The 18,419-nt window shown below is 60.6% G+C and carries 17 protein-coding genes; all 17 read right to left on the bottom strand.

The window, feature by feature from the left end; translation table 11 throughout:
* Positions 1-5 precede the first annotated feature (5 nt).
* Positions 6-503, bottom strand: a complete 498-nt coding sequence (locus GJE22_RS06195) for a YqeG family HAD IIIA-type phosphatase (protein WP_144688414.1) — start codon at positions 501-503, stop codon at positions 6-8.
* Positions 500-1,783, bottom strand: a complete 1,284-nt coding sequence (mltG, locus tag GJE22_RS06190) for an endolytic transglycosylase MltG (protein WP_235895832.1) — start codon at positions 1,781-1,783, stop codon at positions 500-502. Before mltG ends, GJE22_RS06195 begins: the two co-directional genes overlap by 4 nt.
* Before the next feature lie 116 nt (positions 1,784-1,899).
* On the bottom strand, positions 1,900-2,274 hold the full coding sequence (locus GJE22_RS06185) for a DUF956 family protein (RefSeq protein ID WP_144688413.1): 375 nt from the start codon (positions 2,272-2,274) through the stop codon (positions 1,900-1,902).
* Between the two features lie 118 nt (positions 2,275-2,392).
* Positions 2,393-3,337, bottom strand: coding sequence for a PTS system mannose/fructose/sorbose family transporter subunit IID (locus GJE22_RS06180; protein WP_144688412.1), 945 nt, complete (start codon positions 3,335-3,337; stop codon positions 2,393-2,395).
* A gap of 18 nt (positions 3,338-3,355) precedes the next feature.
* A complete protein-coding gene (locus GJE22_RS06175) occupies positions 3,356-4,171 on the bottom strand; it encodes a PTS mannose/fructose/sorbose transporter subunit IIC (RefSeq protein WP_144688411.1) in 816 nt (271 codons plus the stop codon).
* A gap of 13 nt (positions 4,172-4,184) precedes the next feature.
* Complete coding sequence (locus tag GJE22_RS06170) at positions 4,185-5,177, bottom strand: PTS sugar transporter subunit IIB (protein ID WP_144688410.1); 993 nt, start codon at positions 5,175-5,177, stop codon at positions 4,185-4,187.
* 489 nt (positions 5,178-5,666) lie between these two features.
* Positions 5,667-6,080: a Holliday junction resolvase RuvX gene (ruvX, locus tag GJE22_RS06165; RefSeq protein ID WP_144688409.1), complete on the bottom strand. Its 414-nt coding sequence runs from the start codon at positions 6,078-6,080 to the stop codon at positions 5,667-5,669.
* 3 nt (positions 6,081-6,083) lie between these two features.
* Entirely contained in the window at positions 6,084-8,741 is a 2,658-nt protein-coding gene (gene alaS / locus GJE22_RS06160; RefSeq protein ID WP_144688408.1) for an alanine--tRNA ligase, read from the bottom strand.
* A gap of 336 nt (positions 8,742-9,077) precedes the next feature.
* Positions 9,078-10,409 (bottom strand): AI-2E family transporter, encoded by a 1,332-nt coding sequence (locus GJE22_RS06155; protein WP_235895831.1) that lies wholly within the window; start codon positions 10,407-10,409, stop codon positions 9,078-9,080.
* Entirely contained in the window at positions 10,406-11,197 is a 792-nt protein-coding gene (locus GJE22_RS06150) for an RNA polymerase sigma factor SigF (protein WP_022349452.1), read from the bottom strand. Before GJE22_RS06150 ends, GJE22_RS06155 begins: the two co-directional genes overlap by 4 nt.
* Before the next feature lies 1 nt (position 11,198).
* Entirely contained in the window at positions 11,199-11,582 is a 384-nt protein-coding gene (locus GJE22_RS06145; protein ID WP_144688407.1) for an ATP-binding protein, read from the bottom strand.
* Positions 11,575-12,192: a hypothetical protein gene (locus GJE22_RS06140; protein ID WP_144688406.1), complete on the bottom strand. Its 618-nt coding sequence runs from the start codon at positions 12,190-12,192 to the stop codon at positions 11,575-11,577. Before GJE22_RS06140 ends, GJE22_RS06145 begins: the two co-directional genes overlap by 8 nt.
* A gap of 102 nt (positions 12,193-12,294) precedes the next feature.
* On the bottom strand, positions 12,295-13,644 hold the full coding sequence (locus GJE22_RS06135; RefSeq protein WP_144688405.1) for a replication-associated recombination protein A: 1,350 nt from the start codon (positions 13,642-13,644) through the stop codon (positions 12,295-12,297).
* A 10-nt stretch (positions 13,645-13,654) separates the two neighbouring features.
* On the bottom strand, positions 13,655-14,926 hold the full coding sequence (locus tag GJE22_RS06130; protein ID WP_144688404.1) for a deoxyguanosinetriphosphate triphosphohydrolase family protein: 1,272 nt from the start codon (positions 14,924-14,926) through the stop codon (positions 13,655-13,657).
* 78 nt (positions 14,927-15,004) lie between these two features.
* Entirely contained in the window at positions 15,005-15,442 is a 438-nt protein-coding gene (locus GJE22_RS06125; protein WP_186297432.1) for a prepilin peptidase, read from the bottom strand.
* A complete protein-coding gene (locus GJE22_RS06120) occupies positions 15,439-16,836 on the bottom strand; it encodes a hypothetical protein (RefSeq protein WP_144688402.1) in 1,398 nt (465 codons plus the stop codon). Before GJE22_RS06120 ends, GJE22_RS06125 begins: the two co-directional genes overlap by 4 nt.
* 116 nt (positions 16,837-16,952) lie before the next feature.
* Positions 16,953-18,194: a glycosyltransferase family 2 protein gene (locus GJE22_RS06115; RefSeq protein WP_235895840.1), complete on the bottom strand. Its 1,242-nt coding sequence runs from the start codon at positions 18,192-18,194 to the stop codon at positions 16,953-16,955.
* Positions 18,195-18,419: the final 225 nt, after the last annotated feature.

Below are 18,419 nucleotides of genomic sequence, written 5' to 3'. Positions count from 1 at the left end.
CGCCGTTACTCCTCGCACGTGAGGTTGCGAAGCGCGCGCCGCTCGAAGATGCGGAAGATCTGCGTATACCATAGATCGGCTGTTGCCTGCGGCTTCACGAGAATCGTGTCGATGCCGGCAAGGTTACCTGCCCACACATCCGTATAGAGCTGGTCCCCCACCATGACGGCCTCATCCTTCGAGACGCCGGTTCGCTTGAGCCCGGCATTGAGCGCGAAGGGGGCGGGCTTCATGGCATGGCTTATTGCCTCGAGACCGAGCTCGCCCGCCGAGCGCATGACTTGGTCTCGATGCCAGTTATTCGAAACCATGCAGAGCCTAAACCCCAAGGCCTTCGCTCGATCGAGCCACGCGGCAACCTCGTCTGGTGCGGTCGCGCGATCGCGCGGCACGAGTGTGTTATCACGGTCGAGCAAGATAGCGCGCTTGCCCTGAGCGAAAAGCTCTTCAAGGTCGATACGGTCGACAGATGTTACATAACGCGTGGGTGAAAAGAGGCTCATGATTGGGAATCCCGATACTCCTGCACGTTCGCTTGGAACTCGTCGTAGGTTTCACTGAACTTGTGCGAACCATCGCCCGCACTCGAAAGCACATAATACAGGTAATTGGTGTCATCGGGGTTGAGAGCGGCCTGAATGGACGAAACGCTCGGAGAGCAAATGGGCCCGGGAGTGAGGCCGGGGTTCTGGTAGACGTTGTACGGCGATTCAATCTCAAGGTCATCGTAGGTCACCGTGCCGGACCCGCCGCCGCGCGCATAGACGATCGCGGCATCAATCTGGAGCGGCATATCCTCGTCGAGGCGGTTATAAATGACGCTCGCAATGGTCGAGCGCTCGCCTTCGACCGAGCTCTCGCGCTCGATGAGCGAAGCCATGGTCACGATCTGCTGCGCCGTGAGCCCATTGGCGCCATCGGTCAGGTTGAGACCTGCGGTCTCCGTCTCGAATTGGTCGAGCATCGCGCGAATAATCTCGTCTGCTGTGGGATCATCCTGGAACGAATAGGTCTTGGGATAAAGATAGCCCTCGAGTGAATCGTTGTAAGCGCCTTCGAGGAAGGGATAATCCGAAACATAGTTCGAGGCCTTCGCCTGAGCAAGGAAGTCGTCGGCTGAGATGCCATACGTCTCCTGCACGCGCTCGGCGGTCTGTTGGACCGTAAGGCCCTCAGGAATCGTCAACGTCACGCCCTCGACGTTCGGACCATCGATAAGCTGCTGCACCACTTCTTCTGGGTCCTGCAGCGTGGTGAAGAGGTAGTCACCGGGCTTTAGCAGAGCATCGGCCTGCATGCTGCGAACCGTGGCGTAATACTCCTTGGGATCCTCGATGATATGGTTCTGCGAAAGAATGGAGGCGATCTGGTCGCCAGAGGCTCCCTGGGGAATGTTGATCTGGACCTCGACGCCAGCCTCGACCGCCGGTTCGTTCGAGCCGGAAATGAGCCGGCCAACAGCCGGAACGACGAACAGGACGATCGCCGCAATAAGCGCTACGGCCACGGCGCAGACGATGATGATGGGAACGATGGGCTTACGGCGAGCTTGGGTGGTCGAGCGGCGCTGGTAAGCCGGCTGGACGCCATGACGGCCCTGCGGGCGCCCATGCGCCGGGGCCGCCGTGCGCCTCGCAGGTGCGCCTACGGTACGCGAAGGAGCTGCCTGAGGAGCGGTCCTGAACCTCGCGCCCTGCGGACGGCCCTGCCCCGCAGCGGAAACGTTGCGGGCATGCGCCCGGCGAGCGGGGCGATGCGCCCCATCATCCCTAAGTTCTGCCACGGCATCGTCCTCCGGAATCATATCGAGGGGTAAAACTGTCAATCCCCGATAGTGTACCGCAGGAGCGCCCAAACCTTAAAGTTTTCATCGAACCTTGAAGGTTTGCCACCTATCGTTTAACGGCGATGAATCAGATGCAGAATGCCGCGCTTTATGACGCCGAAGAACGTGGGAGAACGAAGCAGGCGGTCGGCAGGGATGTATTCGCGGATTGCGCGAAGGGTCTGCTTATTTCTCCTCGTGGAAAACGAGAACGTGCCGTTTTGCTTGGTGAAGATGGCGAAGCGCGGTATGAGACGCCCTCCGAACATGACGGCCGCCGAGATGTGATCGATCTCTTGCCAGGGAATCTGGATGTAGTCCTCGGGATTGCGCTCGTTATAGAACTCGAACGCCTTATCACCGATCATGACGTCGCCGTATTTAGACAGCCCCATGAACATGGTGCCCCGCGTCGTGAGGTCCAGTTTCGTGTTCAGAGACTGCACCATAGCGTCACCTTCCTCGTAAATATTGCCCGTACAGAGCGCGGGGCCGCGCTACAGGCTCGAAAACCGAGCACAGTCCGCGACCCCGCACACAAAGCGCCATTACCGGCGCAAAACCGCTTTAGAGCAGGCCGATATAATGACCAACGATACCGACAATGAACATGCCGATGATGATGGCGATCGGGGAAACCTTCTTCTTAAGCAGCCAGCAGCACAGAAGCGTCACGCCCACGGCGGCGAGGCCGGGGATGAGCGAATCGAGATTCGCCTGAAGGGTCGTGACCTTATCGACCTCGAGGCCCGTGGCACCAAGCGACGAGTACTGGGAAAGTGCGCTATGAATAGCGTCTGCCACACCCTGGCCACCATTGCTCGCGGTATCAGCAATGGCATTCCAGTCAATGTAGGCACCCTCAGACTGCGTGACCGTGGAAACGGTCGGAGCAAACGAGATAGAGACCCAGCGCTCAACAAGCGAGCCGATCACGAACATACCGAGGATCGAGGCGCCCTCGGTGATCTTGCCCATGAGGCCGCCGGAAAGGTCCTTCGTAATGGAGGTACCGAGCTGATAGCCGAACTCCTGCGTGTACCACTCGAACGCAAGACGAATCACGTTCCAGGCAACGAAGAAGAGGATCGGGCCCATGATGTTGCCGCTCATAGCGAGCGAGGCGCCCAGGGCACCGAGGATCGGGCGAAGGGTGAACCAGAAGACGGGGTCGCCAACACCGGCGAGCGGGCCCATCATACCGACCTTCACGCCCTGGATGGCGGCATCCTCGACGGGGGTGCCGTTGGCACGGTCCTCCTCAAGAGCGAGGGTTACGCCGATAACGGGCGAAGAAACGTACGGATGGGTGTTGTAGAACTCCATGTGACGCTTGAGCGCCGCAATCTGGTCATCCTTGTTGGGGTAGAGCTTCTTGATGGCCGGAACCATCGAGAAGCACCAGCCGCCGTTCTGCATACGCTCGTAGTTCCAGGAGCCCTGCAGGTACTGATGACGGAACCAAACCTTGAGACGATCGCTCTTGGAAAGGGTGATCTTGTTCTCTGCCATAGTCTCTCTCCTCCCTTCCTACTCGTAGTCGTCCAGGATGTCGCCGAGCGGGTCGCCCGAGCCGCCACCCATGCCGCCGCCCTGCTTGGCAAGCTCCTTGAGGCCCAGGTAAATGAGGGCGAGGGAGATGCCGATGACACCGAGGGCGATAAGGGTGAGCTCGGAGATGGCAGCGAGGCAGAAGCCGAGCGCGAAGAACGGCCAGACTTCCCTGGTCGCCATCATGTTGATGACCATGGCGTAACCAACGGCAGCAACCATGCCGCCGCCGATGGACATGCCATCGGAGAGCCACGCGGGCATCATGTTCAAGGCGCCCATGACGGCGTCGGACGGGATGAAGCAGAGGGCAGCTGCCGGAATGGCGATACGGATGCCCTGCATGCAGATCGCGACGATCGACCAGAAGTCGATGGCGGCGAAGTTACCCTTGGCAGCAGCGCCGTCCATGATGTGGACCACCGGAATGGCGAGCGTACGCACGATCATGGTAAGGAAGAGGCCAGCCACGGACAGCGGCACGGCCACGGCGATGGCCGTGGAGATAGCGGTGCTCTGGTCGGCGCCGTTACCAACGGCGATGACCATGAGAATTGCCGATGCGACCGACGCGAGTGCGGCGTCAGGGGCGACGGCAGCACCAACGTTAGCCCAGCCAAGGGCCATCATCTGGAGCGTACCGCCCAAAGTGATGCCAGCCTCAAGCTGACCGCTCACCAAGCCGATGAGCGTGCATGCGACCAGCGGCTGGTGGAACTGCCACTGGTCCAGAACGCCTTCCATGCCGGCAAGGAAGGCAACGATGACAATCAGGATGATTGTGAATGCCGACATGTTTCCCTCCTTCTTACGCTTGCGCGGCCAGCTCGGACTTGGCCTTCTTCATCATGGAGTCGAAGTTCTCCGGGGAGTCCGCGGGAACCTTGCGCACGTCGAACTCGACGCCCTTGGCCGCGAGGGTCTCGAGGCACTCCACATCGGCCTGATCCATGGCGATCGCGTTGGTGACGACGACCTTGCCCACAGAGTGAGCCATGGAACCGAGGTTCACCTTCTTGATGTCCACGCCACCCTCGATGCACTTGAGCAGATCCTGCGGCGTCTCGAAGAGGAGCATCGCCTTGGTCGCACCGAAACGGGGGTCCTTGGCAACGTCGATCATCTTCTGGATGGGGACGACGTGGGCCTTGACTCCCGGAGGGGCCGCCTGCTGGATCATGGTCTTGCGCAGCTCGTCATGAGAGACGGCGTCGGAAACCACGATGATGCGGTCGGGGCCGGTCTGCTTGGTCCAAGTGGTTGCCACCTGGCCGTGAAGCAGGCGGGTGTCCACGCGGCAGAGCACGAACTTGATATGGCCATCGCCCAGAACCGTTCCCTCGGGGATGGAGCCCGTCGGGTGGGTCGGAGCAGCCTCAACGGCCTTCGGGGCCTCGGGCTCGAGGCTCTCGGGCTTCACGCGCACGCCATCACGGGACTCCTGGATGAGCCCAGTCGCGATCTCGTGTGCCGTGGCCTCGGGGTTCATGCGCAGCGTGTACGCGGTGATGACCATGGGGAGGTTCATACCCGTAACGGCAGCCCACGTGGGATGCCCGTCGAGCAAACCGTTGATCTGGTTGAACGGCGTGCCGCCCCACAGGTCGACGAGGAAGAGCACCTGCTCCTGATCGGAAAGCGTTGCCACCTCCTTCTCGATCTCCGCCCTAAGGTCATCCGGACCCATGCTAGGTTGCAAGCTGACGGAAACCACGTCCGGCTGGTCGCCGAAGACCATGGACGCCGTCTGCTTGATGCCCTGCGCGAGGTCGCCATGACTTGCGAGGACAATTCCTACCATACCTACCTCCTTACTATTGAGAGGTTACCTACGTGCGTGCACTGACCTTCTTGCGCACACAGTGGCAATTATAGACAAAATGTGATGGGTTGGTAGAGGAACCGTGATGAAATCTTGCATGAGGGTATACGCATTGCGTATACCACGAGGTAGAAGCTGAGAAATAGTTCCTGAGAATACGAACGAAACGCATGAGTGCCACGCCGGTACCGCAAGGCGCTCTTGAGCGCCTTCCGGACAGTCGCGTGCTTCTCGGGCGACATTCGTACGCTACCACCGTTCTCGGGCGACCTTCGGACAACCGCGGGATTGTCGGGCGACATTCGGACATTCAGCAGTCGAATAACGTACCAAAGTCGCCCGAAAACGAAATGAGTGTCCAATTATCGCCCGAGAGCGAGGATGCGTACCGATTGTGCCCGAACACAGAGAGGGCATCGAGTGTCGCCCGAAACAGAGCGCGAGAGTGAAGCTCAAGCGGAGCCCGAATCACTTGTTTCGCACATCAAGCCAGGTCTGAAGGAAAAGGCTTGCGGCAACGCTATCTACCTTGCCGCGCATTTCGCGCTCAGAAAGCCCCTGTTCTCGCAGAATCCGCTTCGCTTCGCGTGAGGAGAGGCGTTCGTCTATGAACTCAAGGGGAAGGCCGGTTGCGCGCGCGATCTTCTCCGCCGCCTCTACGACACGCTGGGCTTGCGGGCCGTCCTCCCCCGCCAGGGTCTCAGGACGGCCGCAGACGAGCACCTCAGGCTCGTAATCTTCGATGATATAGCGGAATGAGCGCGCGTTGCCGAGGACCTCCTGCGCGGGCAGGACCTTCACCGGCATGGCAAGGGTCCCCGTAGCATCAGACACGGCAATGCCAACGCGCGCTTCCCCGATGTCGAGTGCGAGCGCGATCATGGTCTACGCAGAAAGTGCGGCGCGCGCGGCTTCGAGCGCAGCGGGAATGCCGCTCGCGTCCTTACCGCCAGCCTGCGCCATCTGTGGGCGGCCGCCACCGCCACCACCCACGAGCGGAGCGATCTGCTTGATGATATCACCAGACTTGAAGCCTGCCGCGACCGCTTCGTCGGTGGCACCGGCGAGAAGCGCCGGCTGGCCCTTGCTCGTCACCGTAGCAAGTACGCACGCGACCGGCTCATGAAGCTTCTGGCGAATGGTGTCCCACACGTTGCGGAGGTCTGCAGCCTCAAGGCCCTCAAGCTGTGCGACAACGAGCTTATAGGCACCGAGGTCCTCTGCATGGGCGATGGCATCGTCGATGGCGTTGGAGCCGCCGCCGGTAAGCGCGTTCTTGAGCTTCTGGCTGGTCTCGCGAAGCTCCTTCTGGAGCCCGGCAATACGGCCTGCCACCTCGTCTGGACGGCACTTGAGCTCAGATGCGGCGGATTCGAGCATGCGTGCGCGCTCCTCAAGATACGCGATGGCGCCCTCGCTCGTTACCGCTTCGATGCGGCGGACATTGGAGCCCGTCGAAGACTCGGAAACGATCTTGAAGAGACCGATCTCTGCCGTGTTTGCAGCATGGGTACCACCGCAGAGCTCGCGCGAGAACGGGCGCTCCTCGGCGCCGACCGAAACCACGCGGACAACGTCGCCGTACTTCTCGCCGAAAAGCGCCACAGCGCCGGCGGCCTTGGCCTCGTCGATAGCCATCACACGGGTCACAACGGGCTTGGCAGCGAAGATCTGGTCGTTCACGAGGCGCTCGATCTGTGCAAGCTGCTCGGAAGACAGCGCCTCGAAGTGCGTGAAGTCAAAGCGCAGGTGCTCGGGAGCAACGAGCGATCCTGCCTGGTTAACATGGTCGCCAAGCACGTTCTTAAGGGCAGCGTCAAGCAGGTGCGTCGCGGTGTGGTTGCGGCGCAGGAGCGCGCGGCGATGATGGTCGACCGCAGCGTTCACGATGGCGCCTTCCGCAAGCTCTCCCTCCTCGACGACCGCGCTGTGCGCATACAGGCCGTTGTGAGCCTTGGTGTCACCAACGGCAAGGCGCACGCCCTCGGCCGACAGCACGCCCGCATCGCCCATCTGCCCGCCCATCTCGGCATAAAACGGGGTGCGATCGAGCACGACCTCAACCTTCTGGCCAGCGCCGGCATGAGCTACGCGCTCGCCGTCAACGACAAGCGCAAGCACCTTGGCACCCTCAAGCTCTTCATCCTCGTATCCAGCGAACTCAGTTGCGGAAACGGAATCTGAGAGCTCCGTCCAAACATCGTTGAACGAGCCCCAGGCATCGCCCTTCACGTTCGCGCGGGCGCGCTCGCGCTGCGCCTCCATCTCGCGGTTGAAGCCGTCGATGTCAACGGCATGGCCCGCGCCCTCGGCGATCTCAACGGTGAGGTCGATCGGGAAGCCGAAGGTGTCGTGCAGCTTGAAGGCGGTGGCACCATCGAGCACGGCGCCGTCTGCCAGGCCGCCGAGCGCCTCGTCGAGGTAGACGCGGCCGGTGTCGAGCGTGCCCGAGAAGCGCTCCTCCTCCGCATCGACGATGCCCTTGACAAGGGCATCGTTCTTGAGGAGCTCGGGGTAGGCGTCACCCATGGCCTCGTTCACGGCATCGATGAACCGGCCAAGGAAGGCGCCCTCGATACCGATAAGGCGACCATGGAAGACCGCGCGACGGAGGAGGCGGCGAAGCACGTAACCGCGCCCCTCGTTGCCGGGCAGGATGCCGTCGGAGATCATGAAGTCGACGGAGCGAGCATGGTCCGCGATGATACGGAGGCTCCGGCTCGGGCCATCGTAATCGTCGGCGACATACGAGACACCAGAGATCTCCTCGCCAAGGGCGATGAGGCCGCGCATGAGGTCCCCATCGTAGAACGAGCTCTTATGCTGCATGATGGCCGCCATGCGCTCAAGGCCCATGCCCGTGTCGAGGTTGCGGTGCGGGAGCTCCGGCATAGAGCCGTCCTCCTGACGATCGTACTGCGTAAAGACGAGGTTCCAGAACTCAAGGAAGCGGTCGCAATCGCAGCCGGGGTGGCAATCCGGGCTGCCACAGCCAACCTCCTCGCCCTGGTCGAAGTAGATCTCAGAGCAGGGACCGCACGGGCCGGTAGGGCCTGCCGCCCAGAAGTTATCGTCCTCACCGAGGCGGCTAATGTGATCCTCGGCGACCCCAAGCTTGCGCCAGATCTCGAAGGCCTCGTCGTCCTCGGTGAACACGGTGAAGTACAGCCGCTCGATGGGAAGCTTGAACACCTGCGTAGAGAGCTCGAGCGCCCAGGCGCAGGCCTGCTCCTTCGACACGCCTCCAAAGGAGAAGTTACCGAGCATCTCGAAGAAGCTGGCGTGACGGCCGTCGGAACCGATGATGTCGATGTCGTTCGTGCGGACGCACTTCTGGCACGACGTCGCGCCGATCTCGCGCATGGTCTTCTTGCCCTGGTAATACTCCTTGAACTGGTTCATGCCAGCATTCGCGAGCAGAAGCGAAGGGTCATCCGGCACGAGTGACGAGCTGGGATACAGCTTGCAGCCACGCTCCTCAAAGAACGAGAGGAACGCGGAGCGAATCTCAGCGGTGGTCATCGAAGGAAAATCTGCAGCCATTGCGGTATCTCCTTGAACATCAGCAAATCTCAAACGCACAAAGTATATATGAAACAAGCGGCGAGCGGGTGCGCGCAGCTCGCCTGCGCTGCAAAATCAGGTCACCGAACACACTCGAGGCTCGAGTCGGAAGGTTATTTGAGATCCGTCGAGTAGTCGCACTCCTCAAATTCACATGACCTGCGGTTTTGTGAATGAATTTAGGCCGATTACTCAGCGGGTCGCCAATAACTTTCCGATTCGAGCCCTGAACTGTTCGAGGCTTGGCGAATGCAGCCCCAAACTCGACTCATGCAATCGCCTTTGGAAGCAAGGGAAGTTAACGGCGGGATTGCGTCACTTATCGCTAGGACGATGAAGGAAGGTGAGCTTGCTCCATGGGTTCTCAAGCTCAGCAGGGCGCGGAACAGCCTCGCCCGTGGGCGCAACATCGTCGCTAATGAGCTCCGACTCCGCGACGAAGCTGTCGTCGCCGAGCGCATCGAACGCCGGAACCGGGGCACCGTCCGCGTCGCGGTACGGCGTTCCCTGGAAGATGGCGCCATCGTAGGAAACGAGCGCGCGGCCCGTCTCCTTCTCGAAGTAGAACACGAAAAGCCCCTTGAGCGCGGCGCACAGCGGAATGGCGATGACCATGCCGAGCGGCCCCATGAGCGTGGAGCCGACCACGAGCGCGGCAAGGTTCATGGCAGGATGAATCTTGACCGAGCTCTGCATAACCTTCGGGCTGATGACGTTGTCGGTAACGTTTTGAGCAACCATGGTGATCACGAGGGTCCAGATGGCAAGCACCGGACCATAGAAGACCGCGAGAAGCGTTGCCGCAAACGAAGAGATCCAGGAGCCGAGCACGGGAACGAGATGCATGACGCCGGTGAGAACGCCCATGAGCGCCGCATACGGATGCCCCACGATCGCAAGGCCGACGAAGGCGAGCACGCCGTTCACAAACGATGTGATCACCATGCTGCGCATATAGCCGCCGACGGAACGCGAGAGGATCGCGACCATAAACCGGTAGCTGGTCTCACGCTCCCCTCCCACGATGATGCCGATCTCGCGGTGAATGCGCGGATAATCGAGCGCAAGCCAGTATGCGAGAACGATCCCAAGAAAGACGATAAAGAGCTGCGAGGTAAAGGACGATATGAAGGGGAAAATGCCCGCACCAAGGCCACTCGCCAGCTGAGTTATATACGTAGAGGCCACATCTGCGATCGAGCGAAGCGCCTCATCGAACTGACTTGCCCACGACGACTGCGAAAGCGCCTCGAAATCACGAGACACCTGGATCGCCCAATCTCCAAGACCGCGCAGTTGCTGCGGGAGTCGGGAGAGCACTTCCATGATCTGCTCGGCGAAAACCGGCCCAATCACCATGAGAACGCAGAGTATGACTGCAACGACGGCGACAAGGCCTATGAGCGCGCCCACCGAGCGCGGAACACCCTTGTGCTCAAGGGCGTTCACAATCGGCGACTCGATGAACGCGATGAGCGAGCCCACCGCAAGGAACTCGATCACCGGGGCGAGGACGCCCATCACGTTCAGAATCGCGACACCGATGATGATGGCGCCGACCACTGACCACACGCGGAGCGCGATGAGGCGAGCGCCGGGAAGCTTAGCCTCCGCTGCCTCGTTCTTGTTAGCCCGTTTCGTCATCATTGCCGCGCCATCACGCCATCTGGGTCGATCTTATCCTGGATCTTCTTAAGGGTGCGACGAAGCAGACGAGAAACCTGCACCTGGGAGATGCCGAGCTGCTCGGCGATCTCGATCTGGGTCATGCCCTTCAGGAACCGCAGCTCGATTACCTCGCGCTCGCGTGGCGAGAACCCCTTGAGCGCCTCCTCGATGACCAGGCGATCATCGGTGAAAGCGAGCTCATTGTCTTCGCTGCCATAGCGATCGATCACCGATGGGGCATCGTCGTTCTCAGAGCTGCCCGTGCCCTCGAGCGGAACGGAGCTGTACGCACTCGAAGACTCCATGGCCTCGAGCACCTCGTCTACCGACGCGTCAAGGTAATCGGCGATCTCCTGGATGGTAGGCGAACGCTGGAACTGGGTGGTCAAGGTATCGGTAGCCTGGTTGACCTTGGCGGAGAGCTCCTGCAGACGGCGCGGAACGCGCACGCTCCAGCCCTTGTCGCGGAAGTGGCGCTTGATCTCGCCCAGGATGGTGGGGGTCGCATAGGTGGTGAACTCGAGCCCGCGGTCGGGATCGAATCGGTCTATCGCCTTAAGTAGGCCAAGATAGCCAACCTGGACCAGGTCGTCCAAGGGTTCGCCGCGGTTCTTAAATTTGTTCGCGAGGAAGCGCACGAGGTTGAGATGGGACATAACCAGCTGTTCACGCGCCTCCATGTCGCCATCTTCCTTATAGCGACGGAAGAGCTCGCGCGTCTTTTGCTTGTCCCAAGCCGATTTACTCGACGAGGTCTTTTCTGTCATATCAGACATCCGCCTTGAGTTCGAGATGGAGTCGTGCGGGAGCGTCGGTCTTCTCATATGCGTCGCAAACCGCAGTGAGGATGAGGCCCGCATAGGCCGCAGTGCTATCGGGTTCAGGATCGGCGACTGCCCCCTCGCCAAGATCGACGTCGAGAGCAACATGCTCGTCGTCGACGGTGAAGGTGAGCGAGACGCACTCCCCCGCATCGACCGAGCAAGCAAAGATGAACGCCTCCTCGGCGGCCATGCGCAGATCCTCCACGCGGTCGACCGACATCGACGAAAGAGCGGCCACGTTGGCAGCCGTCATACGAACGAGCCGCGCCAACCGCGGGTCGGCAGCGACCGTAAGAACGATGGGATCGAGTGCCTGGGTGTTAGTCATTGGTGGAATCTCCCTGGTTCGAAGGGACGGAATCGGCAGCAGCGGTCTCTGCTTCTGAAGGAGCAGCGGAGGACGGCTCAGAGTCGTAGGTGTAATAGCGCGGCGCGGGTGCGGGCGCCTCAGCGGGAGCATCCTCAGGGGCACTCGTCAAAACCGCCTCACGAGAGGAATCCGCTCCCTCGTTAAGCGCGCGCTCGGGATCGGGCGAGCCGGGTTTGAACTTCCCGAGCAACTTCTGGACCGCCTCCGATGCCGAGTCGGCGACGCCCGAGACAACATTGCCGGCATTCGCCGCGGCGCCCGTTACTGCAGAGACATCGCGCACGACGGCCTCAACCTCGATAAGGTTCGACGTCAACGCGTCGACCGCAACGTTCGCAGACTTGAGCAGCGGCTCGACCTGCGTAAGCGCAGGCTGCAGCTCGTCGATGGCGCCATCGAGCTTGGCAACGACCGGACGGGTCTCGGCAAGCATGTCGTTCACCTCGCCCATGGTCTTGTCGAGCGAGTCGACCGTAGTCCGCGCGCGGCGGATGGTGAGAGCGAGCTCGATCAGCGCCCAGATTCCAGCGATGACGAGTAGAACGAGTAGGATATGGAGGGGATCCATTGAGCCTCCTTGAGCTGGCCAGAAACACATATGTGTTGATTCTACCCCAACGAATGACGTTCTTACCCCCTACGCGTTGTTGCCACAAACGCGCACGGAGAACTACGCCTGCCCGGCACCGCCCCTCGAACAGGGCCCCTGCTCGAACCGGTACTGCTCCCAGCCACGCCCATCGGGGCTCCAGAAGCAGCCACGCTCCAAACCGTCGGGAAGATAGCGCTGCTCCACCCAGCCCTCAGGATAGTTATGCGGATAAAGGTACTCGCCGTATTCATCTGAACCAGGCCGATGCCTGTCGCGCAGATAGCTCGGCACCTCGCGCTGCCCACTCGTCCGAACATCTGCAAGCGCCGCGTCTATCGCCGCCTCCGCAGCATTCGACTTAGGTGCAAGTGCGTTATAGATGGCTGCCTGCGCAAGATTAATGCGGCACTCGGGGTATCCAATCACCTCCGCAGCCTTGAACGCGGCCTCGGCAACAAGGAGCGCCTGTGGATCGGCGTTCCCGATATCCTCTGAAGCGGCGATCATGATGCGCCGAGCGATAAACTTCGGGTCTTCGCCGGCATCGATCATGCGGGCAAGCCAATACACCGCGGCATCCGGGTCGCTGCCGCGCATCGACTTGATGAACGCGGAGATGATGTCGTAGTGCATATCGCCGCTCTTATCGTATGAGAGCCCGCGGCGAGGGTTCGCCATCTGAACATCCTCGATCGTGATAACGTACGCCTCACCCTCGGCAGGCTCCGGCGTGCCCTCGGTATCTGGCCGCGTTACGGCAATCTCACTCGCAAGCTCAAGGGTTGTGAGCGCAGAGCGGGCATCGCCCGCCGCAAGCGTACATATTGCAGAAACGACCTCATCCGACGCCTCGAAGCGGCGATCGAGCCCCTCGGGGGCAGTGAGTGCCCGGCGCACGAGCACGGCTATGTCGTCGTCTGTAAGGTGCTCAAGCTCAACGACGCGAGAGCGCGAAAGCAAGGCGGCGTTTACCTCGAAGTACGGGTTTTCGGTCGTAGCTCCAATGAGCACGACGGTACGGTTTTCAACTGCATGGAGCAGCGCATCTTGCTGGGAACGGCTGAAGCGGTGAATCTCGTCGATGAACAGAATGGTGCGGCGGTCGAACGCCATGAGCCTGCGCTCGGCCTCATCGATCTCGCGGCGAAGATCCTTGACCGAGCCAGTGACCGCAGAGACCTCGACGAACTCGCTGCGCGTATGCGATGCGATGATATGCGCGAGCGTGGTCTTACCCGTGCCGGCAGGCCCGTAGAGAATCACGCTGGAAAGCACGTCATGCTCAATGGCGGAACGAAGCCAAGAACCGGGCCCCACCGCCTTTCGCTGGCCCACGTATTCGTCGAGCGTGCTCGGGCGCATGCGCACGGCAAGCGGGGCGTTCTTGAGCTTCTTCTCCTTCTCGACCTGCTTGAAGAGGGTTTCCATGGTATCCAATCTATGCCTCGGATGCGTGCTGACCTACAGGCTCGTTGATATAGGTGCGTTTAGGGAAGTGAATCTGGGGGAAGAACTTGCTCGCTAGCTCGGCAAAATAGCCGTCGGTCATGCTCGCGATGTAATCGACCACCGTCTGCTCGGGGTCGCTTTGCCAATCGTAGGTACGGCCATAATGCGCGAGCTGTTCCTCGATGCGCGTGATATGGTGGCGGCAGATAAAGCTCGATTCGTCGCGCTTATTGAGGTCATCGAGGCAGCGCTCGTACATGAGCTCGAAGGCACGTGCGAGAACCTCCGCACGCTCCCCTTCGATCCCGCTGGACCGATAGATCTTGGCATAGTTTTCCGCTTTGGCGCGGCGAATCTCCGCAAAGAGCTCCTCGCTCATCTCGATACGGTCCTTGCCGTAGCTATGCTCGATGATGTCGGCCGATGCATGCGTCAAGATCCACGAGTTGTACGCACCGCCCAGGCCATCTTCGAACGCGTCGCCGGTGAGCAGGCCCGCCTCTATGGCATCTTGGCGGTCGCGACCAACGTAGGCGATGATGTCCGAGATGCGCACCACGCAGCCCTCGAGCGTCATCGGCCTCAGGTGTCCGATGACCGCACCGCCGCCCGAAACGCATTCATCCACCACGCGGTCGAACTCACCGAATGAGGAAAGGCCCGAAAGCTCAAACACGCGCTGCTCGTACTCGCCGTTATGGCAGAGCGCACCGTCGAGCGTCTGAAGCGAGATGTTGCGCCCATAGAGCTTGTCGAGCACGCGGACAGAGTGCACGTTATGGAAGAACCAGCGGCCTGTGCGCTCATGGAAGACGTCATTCAAACAGCGCTCGCCTGCGTGCCCGAACGGGGTGTGCCCCAGATCGTGCCCGAGGCCGATTGCCTCGATAAGGTCGCAGTTCAAACCGAGCGCATAGCCGATATCACGCGCGATGCGCGCCACGAGCTGCACATGGAGCCCGCGGCGTGAAAGGTCGTCGTTGCTTCTAAAGCTGAATACCTGCGTCTTGCCCGCATAGCGGTTGTAGGCGGGCATATGGAGAATCTTCTCGACATCGCGAACGAAGGCGGGACGCCAGATGTTCGAGCGGTCAGCGGGGCGCTCCTCGCGGCGAAGAGCATCCTCGTCGGAGGTACGATAGGGGTTTTTCCATCCCCGAGCGCGGTCATCGGACATGCGCTCGATGAGTTCGTCGGAAAGCACATCGGGAATGGCATCCATGCGGGCGCGAACCTGTTCGCGCGTCAACGGTTCCTGCATGACCGCCCTCCTTACCTGCATGAGTTGGTCATCCACTATCGTATCATCGCACATCGACAGGACACGAACAAGGGTTCGCTAACCAAATGAAGGGAGAAGGCCAAGGCAGATGAACGCAACGGCAAGAAACGGCAGGAGGGGAAGAGCCGGGCGATGCACGGCGATACCGGTAATCGAAAGGCAGATAAGGGCGAGCGCGTACGACATCACGCCTCGAACCGGAGCGGCAAGCACAAGGGAGAACAACGCCTTGATGTCGCCGATCCCCTGTCCTGCAACCCCTCGACGGGTTCGCCAAAACAATTCAAAGGCCAAGAGCATGCCGCATATGGCAAAGGCGGCAAGCGCATTGAGAGCAAGCGCGTTCACGCCACCCGATGCAAGCGCTACGATGGCGGAGGCAGCAGCGAGCAATACGGCGAGCACGTTCGGAAGCCGGCGTTCGCGTGCATCGATTGCCCCCGCAAGCAGCAAGAGCGCATTCAGCACCGCGAAGGCAACCGATCGGGCGATCACTCCTCTACCACCAGACATCCCATATTCAGACGCCCAGCGAATTCCCCGATCACCGCCGACTGGCCGCATCGCGTGAACACGCCGGCGAATCGGTTCCGGAAGAGGAAGAGCCCCTCCATGTTCATATAGGGCTCGAAGGCCCGGCCGATGCCGGCTACCCCGCCCTCAACGTTTAAGGTCGCGTACGGGGTCACATACTCCTGAACCGTGCCGCGGGTCTGCGCCATCTGGGCGAGAACCTCGGCCCATTCCTCGTCGGTGCAATCTTGGCCGGCACGCACGCCCAGGCTGTTGTAGCCGTCACGGGGCTTGGCGATCCAACGCGTGCGGTCCGCAAATCGGGTAAGGTCGCTCTGGCTATCGAGCATATAGGTAGCAGGCACGTGCTCGCGAACGAAGGCAAGCTCCTCCTCGTTGAGCACCTGTCGCGCCGCCGGGCTATGGAGCACGGCGAACACCGTCTTGGTCGCACAGGGCCACGTCCTAAATCCACCCACTATGGGAACGGCGCCATCGGCGGCACAGGCCATGAACGCATCGGCACCCGGGCAGGGCTTCTCCAGCATCTCGGAGATAACGACGCGCCTCCATACGCAGTCGATAGGACCCAAGGCATCGGTGAGCACACCGTCTTCATATCGAAGGTCGCGGATGTCCGCAAAGCGCAGCCGCGCACCGTGCTCGGCGAACACGCGAGCGAATTCATCGATCTCCTCGCGGGCGATGCTTTCGGCATAATCGACGGCAACCACCTCGGGCACGGCGGCTTTCCCGCCCGCTTCGCGGTAGCAGTCAAGCACGGCGGAAGCGCATGCACCGTAAATGTCGAATGTAGAGACCACGTGGCGCGATGCGAACGTCTTCCCCGTCTTAGTGAGCAGATTCGTCTTCGTGACCTCCTCGGTCACGAGCATGCCCGAAGAACCATCGGTGTTGAGCTCGCAGAACTTGAACGAGCCCGTTTCCTCGTCCAGAAAGATGTCAACGCGGGCGATGGGAATCTGCGTCCCGAAGGCGTTGGGCATGCAGGCGAGACGTTCGATGCGCGGATCGAGCTCGAACGCGGCGCGAAAGCCCTCGTCCTCTACGAAGCGAAGCGTCACCTTGTCCATGATGCGCCCCATGGTCTCAGCGATCCACGCAAGATACACTAGGTCGCGGCGAGAGAACACCTTGGGAACAAAGCTCCATTGCACGGGACCGCCGTGATAGAGCGCATTGGTGGTGAGCAGGTGTGCATCGCCCGCCTCGTGAGACGAGGCATCGCCTTCGAGTTCGCGGGCGATATCGATGTATTCGGCCTGGAGCGCGCAGCTGTCCAAGGGCGCCGGATGGTCGCATGCGGGAGCAATGGGCGTTGCCGTGCGACCATGGATGAGGTTTTGCTGCTCCATAGGTGCTCCTTTCGATTACCACATCAAGCACGCAATGGCTCGGGTGCGCAAGACGCGCAAAACACCACGCCCCTGCAAAAGCTTTGGCGCGCGGGCCCAGCCAGGTCATAAGCGGCTTAGCTCGCCTCGCCCACCACATCGTCCAAGGTGAGCGCGAGGCTATGAGGGGTGGGCACCCAGTCGACCTTGAGGAAGAGCGCGGCCACGATGAGCGGAATGTAGGTGAACATGAAGATGGGGAACGTAAAGAGGTTCACGACGATGCGCCAACGCTGCGGGCAGTGGATATGCTTGTACTCAAAGACGGTGGTAAGCAGCCCCAGCACGAAATACGTCTGATACAGGGTGAAAAGCGTCATGATGATCGACTCGAAGCAGCTTTCAAGCTCGGCGTCGGTGGCAAGGAACCCGTGGCTCAGCAGCCCGACGACGAGAAACGCGCCGTTTGCGAGAATCGAGATGAGCGTTATGAGGTTGCCGGGCGCAACCGTCATGAGCATATCGTATGCGGCAAAATGGCGCCTGGTGAAAAGCGTCTTTACCAATCGTCCGCCATAGGTGAAGAACACCTGGTAGAACCCCTTGGTCCAGCGCATGCGCTGCTTCCATGATGCCGCGAAGGTAACCGGCTGCTCGTCAAAGAACTCAGCGGGAGCATAGGCGATGCGCACCCCATGGACGGCGCAGAACGTGGAAAATTGGATGTCTTCGGTAAGCGAATGGAACTGCCAACCGCGCATGCCCTCGACGATCTTGGCAGAGATAAGGTATCCGGACCCCGAAACCGCACAGGAGGTCCCGCAGATCATGCGCGCGTTGTTGAGGAAGCGCGCCTCTCGCAAAAACGCGGTCGCATACGCCGCCGAGATCCAGGAGCTGCCGAAGTTCTTAGAGTTGCGATAGCTCGTCACCGCCATATAACCCTGGTCAAAGGCATCATTCATGATGCGGGTATATTCAGGGCTAATCAGGTTGTCTGCATCGAAGATGAAGAACCCCTCGTGCACGCCCGGGTATTCACGCAGAATTCGCTCGAACCCGTAATCCATGACCCAGCTCTTGCCCTTGCGCGCAAGGTCGTTGCGCTCGTAAACGATGGCACCGGCCTCGCGGGCCGCACGGGCGGTTTCGTCCGTGCAGGCATCGGCCACCACGAAGACATCGATGAGCTCCTGCGGGTAGTCTTGCTGCTTGATGGAGCGGACAAGGTTGGCGATCACCGCCTCTTCGTTATGGGCGGCAATGAAGTACGCATAGTGATGGAGCGTCTTGGCCTTGGGATAGCGATATTCGCCTTTAACGATGCCGATGAAGAAGAAGACGATCTGGTAGAAAAAGATGACCCCGAACAGCACCATGACGATCAGATTGAACTTCACGATAGGCGTAGCGCTGAGAAACGCGCCGACGGGGTCGTTAAGGAGGAATTGAAGCACGGCATTCTCCATAGTCGCAATGCATACGTGTTGTTAGTCTAGTCGAGCGCCCACCGCCCGTAAGCCCATCTCAAGGCATCTACACAGACATGCCAACGAGCATCCCTCACAAAATGAATCACAGACACCGGGAATCCCAGACACCGG

Source organism: Enorma shizhengliae, assembly GCF_009676995.1.
GTDB lineage: Bacteria > Actinomycetota > Coriobacteriia > Coriobacteriales > Coriobacteriaceae > Enorma > Enorma massiliensis.
The sequence above is the reverse complement of the archived record's forward strand: the minus strand, read 5'-3'. Positions and strand labels throughout refer to the sequence as shown.